The sequence below is a fragment of the uncultured Leptotrichia sp. genome, assembly GCF_938036635.1.
Lineage (GTDB): Bacteria > Fusobacteriota > Fusobacteriia > Fusobacteriales > Leptotrichiaceae > Leptotrichia > Leptotrichia hongkongensis.
Genome location: NZ_CALHQO010000340.1, coordinates 1 through 5,975, shown reverse-complemented (window position 1 = coordinate 5,975; position 5,975 = coordinate 1). Strand labels below are relative to the sequence as shown.

At 30.5% G+C, this 5,975-nt stretch carries 5 protein-coding genes and 1 riboswitch; of the genes, 4 read left to right on the top strand and 1 reads right to left on the bottom strand.

Annotated features, from left to right (window positions below):
- The 4 genes from Q0370_RS06760 to metK form a co-directional block, all read left to right on the top strand.
- Positions 1-598: hypothetical protein (locus Q0370_RS06760; RefSeq protein WP_299573762.1), on the top strand; the 598-nt coding region annotated here is incomplete at its 5' end.
- Positions 599-813: 215 nt separating this feature from the next.
- Positions 814-2,463 carry a phospholipase D family protein gene (locus Q0370_RS06755; RefSeq protein ID WP_299573759.1) on the top strand — a complete coding sequence of 550 codons (1,650 nt, stop codon included), beginning with the start codon at positions 814-816 and terminating at the stop codon, positions 2,461-2,463.
- Between the two features lie 80 nt (positions 2,464-2,543).
- Complete coding sequence (locus Q0370_RS06750) at positions 2,544-3,746, top strand: tetratricopeptide repeat protein (RefSeq protein ID WP_299573757.1); 1,203 nt, start codon at positions 2,544-2,546, stop codon at positions 3,744-3,746.
- Between the two features lie 112 nt (positions 3,747-3,858).
- Positions 3,859-3,956, top strand: a riboswitch (SAM riboswitch).
- 135 nt (positions 3,957-4,091) lie between these two features.
- Positions 4,092-5,246, top strand: coding sequence for a methionine adenosyltransferase (gene metK, locus Q0370_RS06745; RefSeq protein ID WP_299573755.1), 1,155 nt, complete (start codon positions 4,092-4,094; stop codon positions 5,244-5,246).
- Positions 5,247-5,286: 40 nt separating this feature from the next.
- Here the strand turns inward: metK and Q0370_RS06740 are convergent, their stop codons facing one another.
- Complete coding sequence (locus Q0370_RS06740; protein ID WP_299573753.1) at positions 5,287-5,901, bottom strand: DJ-1/PfpI family protein; 615 nt, start codon at positions 5,899-5,901, stop codon at positions 5,287-5,289.
- Between the last annotated feature and the right edge of the window lie 74 nt (positions 5,902-5,975).

The window sequence follows — 5,975 nt, the reverse complement described above, 5'->3', positions numbered from 1 at the left end:
AAATAAACTTGAAAATTATATATTTTTAGATAATAGTTTAGGATGGAAATTATTAAATAATAGTGATAAGATTTATATTGGTAAAGATGATGTTCGATATAACTTATTAGAGTTATTTCTGTTTTTATTTAGTATATTATATTTCTGGCTAAAATTATATGGTAAAAAAAGTTCAGAATATTATAATAAAGAAATCATAAATAAAATAAAAAATACTCCTATTCTTTTAGACAGAAATAAATATGATAAATTTTTAACATTATCAGCGATTGGGATTACAATACAAAATATTTGGAAAATAGCAACAATAAAAAGTATTGGAGAAATGAGTTCATCAATTTTGACAAAAATAGATATTAAAATCATAATTTTGTTTAGTTTTTTATTATTCTGCATAATAACTTCTAAAGAAATTTCTGAATATGTAAAAGAATTAGAAAAAGAAAACGATAAAAACGAAGAAATTCCTAATTACAATATTAAAGAAATAGAAAAGTTAGAAAATATAGAACACAAATTAGATAATTTAATTTTTTCAAGAAACAAAAAAGCAAAAAATAAAAGAAGTGGAAAAACTAAAAAGAAAGGTAAACGTTAGACTTGTCTGAGAGTCGTATAAATTTTAGGATTATAACAAAATGAATATTTTTAGTAAAAAAACTAATACTCCTTTTTAGAAAGGATAAAAAAATAAGTAAAATTTAAAAATAATGTATTTACAAGATTTTATAGATTTTTACAAATAAATAAAATTTGTACATAAAGAAAGGAGAGCGAAATCTTTTCAAAAGTTATAAAAGGTTTCTTAAAAAAATGAATTTAAGAAGAAAAAAGTATTTATTAATTGGTATTTTAACAGCCTTTACAATTTCATGTTCCACAATAAAAACTCCTCCACTTGGAGTAAATTATGAAGGCCCATTGAGAGATAGCGATAACGTTGAGTTTCATTATGATTTGACTTATCTGGATAAGGATGGGAATATTCGGTATGACAGGAAGATTTGGGAGGCGACTTATAAGGTTGTGGATGAAGCAAAGGATTATCTGATTGTGGAGATGTTCTTATTTAATGATATTTATAATAAGGATAAAGAGCATTTTCCAGAGTTTGCTAAGGAATATACGAGAAGGCTTATTAAAAAGAAGATGGAAAATCCTGATTTGAAGGTATATGTGCTTTCAGATGAGAATAATAATTTGTATGGGGCTTTTGAGCATCCATTTATTACAGATATGAAAAATGCTGGTATTGAAGTTATAATGGTGGATATTTTTAAGCTTAAGGATACGTTTCCTTGGTACTCGCCAATTTGGAGAACTTTGATAGAGCCTCACGGAAATCCACAGGGGAAAGGATGGATTGGAAACTTTTACGGGCCTATGTGGCCTAAATTGACTTTGAGAAATTTATTGAGGGCATTGAATGTAAAGGCCGATCACAGAAAAATATTTTTGAATGAGGAAAATGTCGTAGTTTCAAGTGCTAATATTCACGATCCTAGCTATTTTCATGAAAACGTAGCAATATCGGCTAATGGCGAAATTACAAAGGATGTTTTGCACGGATTACAGCTTGTGGCTGAATTTTCAGATGGGAAGATTGATGTAACTGAGAAGCAGGAAAATAAAATAAATACCAGTCAAATTGGAAATTTAACGGACAATCAGACAAGTGAGACAAATAATTTTTCTGAAAGTGAAACTGAAAAGCAAGTTAAAGAAATTGAGAATAAGAAGAAAGAATTTGTGGAAGAGGAAACAAGAAGATTTGCACAAACTGGAGAACTTCCTGAAAAAAGTCAAAATTCTGAAAATGAAAATCAGAAAAATGGAGATACGATTACAAGATTTGATGATGAAAATAATAAGTATCAGCTTCAGTTTGTGACAGAAGCAAAAATTGGGGAGCATCTGGATAAGGACATTGACAGTGCGAAAGCTGGGGATGAAATACTTATGGGTATGTATTTTCTAGCTGATAAAGGTATTGTCGATAAATTGATAAAAGCTGCAAATCGTGGTGTAAAAGTTCGGATTATTTTTGATAGAAGCAGAGATGCTTTTGGAATGAGTACGAACGGACTGCCTAACAAACCTGTTTCTAAGAAATTGAAGAAAAAAACTAAAAATAAAATAGAAGTGAAATGGTATTTTACAAATAATGAGCAATATCACACAAAGATAACACTAATCAAAAAAACAGATGGCAATGTTATAATACACACAGGTTCGGCTAATTTAATCAAAAAAAATATACGTGGTTACATAATGGATGCTAATTTTAGAATTTTGACAAATAAAAATTCTAAGCTGACAAAGGATATTTATACATATTTTGATAGATTATGGGAAAATAAGGATGGTTTGTTTACCATAAACTTTGATGATGAGCCAACTACGAAGGCAAGTGCAGATTTTATGTATAAAATCTTAGATGCAGCACAATTAGGATCATTTTAGATGAAAAAATATATAGAAAATATATTAAATTAAAAAATTATAAAAATAAAAAGAATTTGAAAGAGAGGAATGAGAAACGAATGAAAAGAAAAATAATGTTAGTGGTAGTAATTTTAGCTATTGGTATGATGTCAGTTTCTTGCTTTAAAAAGAAAAAGGATGATAAGAAAAATAATCAGCAGACACAACAGCAACAAAATAAGGACATCAATACTGATATTTTTAATCTTGGAGGACAGGCTCAAGGAAATCCGAATATACAAAATTTAACTCCTGAGGAACAGCAAAATTTAATTGACAATCAAATTGATCCTGCAAAAGTTTCGGAAGCATTGACAAAAGCTCAAAATGGAGATAAGGAATCAATTATGTCGCTAGCACAGCTTTATTACAATTTAAAAAATAAGGATAAAGTTAAACAAATTTTGCAATATGGTGTAGATAAAAACTATCCTGAAGCAATTTATAACTTGGCTATGATTTTTAAAGAAGAAGGAAATACGGCAGAAGCAAATAAATTGATTGCAAGACTTCCAAAAGGTTCTACAACGACTGCTGGTAGACAGCAAATGAGACAAATAAAAATGCGTCCTGGTGCAGAAGCATACAATAGAGGTATTGATTTAATAAAAGCAAAGAGATATAAAGAAGCTAAAGTGGAATTTGAAAAAGCATATAATGCTGGGATAAAGGAAGCTGACATACGTGTGGCACTTTTAAATAAAGAACTTAAAAATGAATCAGAAGCGATGAAATGGTTCCAAAAAGCTGCAAATCGTGGTGTTAAAGAGGCAAATTATGAAATTGGAGCAATTTTATATGATGGTGGAAAACAGACTGAATCACGTCCATACCTTCTAAAAGCGTATAATGCTGGGAATAAAGGTCTTGCAATGCCAATCGCAATGTCATACCATCAACAAAATAATATGACAGAGGCTTTGAAATGGTATAAAATAGCTGCAAAAAATGGAGATAAAAATGCTGCGGCTACTGTTGAAAGAATTGAAAAGGGTGGAGTAGTTGAAGAGAAGAAAAATGACAAACAGCCAAAAACATTCCTAGGAAATGTAAACTCGTCTCAAAGCTTGACAGAAAGCACTCTTAATAACGTAAAAAGTAAAAGTAAGGCAGAAGAAGCTTCAAAAGTTGAAATCAAAGCCGAAAAACCAAGCACAGTTAAGCAACAGCAACCTGCACAAACAGTAAAATCTGACGAAAAATCTTCAGATGTAAATATTGATGAAATTATGAAGAAAAAAGCAGCAGAATACAATAAATAAAAATACAGGAAATAAAAATTTTTTAAATATTGACATTTGAAAAAAAATATTATATACTTGTTTTACAATAAAGTTATTTGAAAATCAAATAAATTATAATACAATTTAATAAAACTTATCAAGAGAGATACAAGGGAACGGCCCGTTTGAGTATCCAGCAACCTGTAATAACAAGGTGCTAAGTCCGGCATATGAATGCGAAGATAAGAAACAATTCTCTTCCTTTCTAGGAAGAGATTTTTTTTAAGTCAAAATATTTTATGCATTGAAATTGGAAATTATAAGTTTTAAGATTGATTGTTGTAAATTAAGTTGTGTTTATAGAAAAAATTAGGAGGAAATAGAATGGCTAAAAAAATTTACTTTACATCGGAATTTGTATCACCAGGACATCCAGATAAAATCTGTGATCAGATTTCAGATTCGATATTAGATGCTTGTCTTGCAGATGATGAAAGTTCAAGAGTAGCATGTGAAACATTTGCGACTACTGGGCTTGTAGTCGTTGGGGGAGAGATTACAACTAAGACTTATGTGGATGTTCAGAAGATTGTTAGAGATAAAATTTATGAAATTGGATACCGTCCAGGAATGGGATTTGACTCTGACTGTGGTGTGTTAAATACTATTCATTCACAGTCGCCTGATATTTCGATGGGAGTCGATACAGGTGGAGCTGGAGATCAGGGGATTATGTTTGGAGGGGCAGTTAATGAAACTGAAGAATTAATGCCTTTGGCACTTGTATTATCACGTGGAATTATTCAAAGACTGACTGAAATTACAAGAAATGGAACACTCACTTGGGCAAGACCAGATGCAAAGGCACAAGTTACATTAGCTTATGATGAAAATGGGAAATTGTTAAATGTTGATACAGTTGTTTTGTCAGTACAGCATAACGAAGATGTAACAAATGCACAAATTGAAAAGGATTTGAAAGAACTTGTTATAAAACCTGTGTTGGAAAAATATAATTTAAATATTGAAAATGTAAGAAAATTCCATATTAATCCGACTGGAAGATTTGTAATTGGAGGGCCTCACGGAGATTCTGGACTAACTGGAAGAAAAATTATAATTGATACTTATGGTGGATATTTTAGACATGGTGGAGGAGCGTTTTCTGGAAAAGATCCATCAAAAGTTGACAGATCGGCAGCTTATGCGGCAAGATGGATTGCCAAAAATATTGTTGCAGCAGGTTTTGCCACAAAATGTGAAGTTCAGCTATCTTATGCGATAGGTGTCGTTGAACCTGTGTCAATTCGTGTAGAAACATTTGGAACTGGGACAGTTGAAGAAACAAGAATTGAAGAGGCTGTTGCAAAATTATTTGACTTAACACCAAATGGAATTCAAAAATCATTAAATTTGAGAAAACCATCATTCAGATACCAAGATTTAGCGGCATTTGGACATATTGGAAGAACTGATATTGATTTGCCTTGGGAAAAGCTGGATAAAGTTGAAGGCTTGAAACAAGAATTAGGAAAATAATTCAAAAATAGGGAGTGAATAAGTCACTCCCTTTAACTTTTTATTCATTAGAATATTTTTCAAAAGCTTTTTCAAATCCAATTGTATAAATATCAAAAAAGAAATTTATATTTTTTTCAGGAATATCGCCTAATGCTCTCATCACATTTTTTGCAAAATGTACAGGACTGTCACCTCTTGCAGTTACTATCTTTCCATCAATTACTGATTCTGCCTTCACAAAATTTTCAGAATTTGTATAATTTTCATTATCCTTTATTTCAGCAAAACTGTTTACAGTATGCTTACAATCATTTAGAAGACCATTAGTTGCAAGGAAATAAGCGGCATCACAAATTGCCCCCACAACTTTATTTGGATTATTCTTAAATTTTTTAACAAGTTCAATAATTGTGTAGTTTGTTTCAAAGCTCTGGTTTCTCCAAGTTTTTCCTCCAATTAAAATCAATCCATCAGTATTGTCTTCTGTGATTTCTTCTAATGTCATGTCAGGCAGAATTTTTAAATTACCCATTGATACTTTAATATCCTTATCAGTTGAAGCATAACTAACTGAACAATTTTGAGTTATATTTTCTTCATTTAATGCCGAAGCCAGAAATGCAGTTTCCCAGTCTGCAAATTCATCTAAAATTAAAAAAACTATTTTTTTCATTATCATTTTGTCCTTTCTTAGTTGTAATCAATTTTCTATTTTAAAACCAAATAAAATTATTCCGTTTTTAATAG

Bases quoted from the DNA above. Each gene is read 5' to 3' on its own strand.
- metK (WP_299573755.1), top strand. From the start codon at position 4,092: ATGGCTAAAAAAATTTACTTTACATCGGAATTTGTATCACCAGGACAT.
- Q0370_RS06755 (WP_299573759.1), top strand. From the start codon at position 814: ATGAATTTAAGAAGAAAAAAGTATTTATTAATTGGTATTTTAACAGCC.
- Q0370_RS06740 (WP_299573753.1), bottom strand. From the start codon at position 5,901: ATGAAAAAAATAGTTTTTTTAATTTTAGATGAATTTGCAGACTGGGAA.
- Q0370_RS06750 (WP_299573757.1), top strand. From the start codon at position 2,544: ATGAAAAGAAAAATAATGTTAGTGGTAGTAATTTTAGCTATTGGTATG.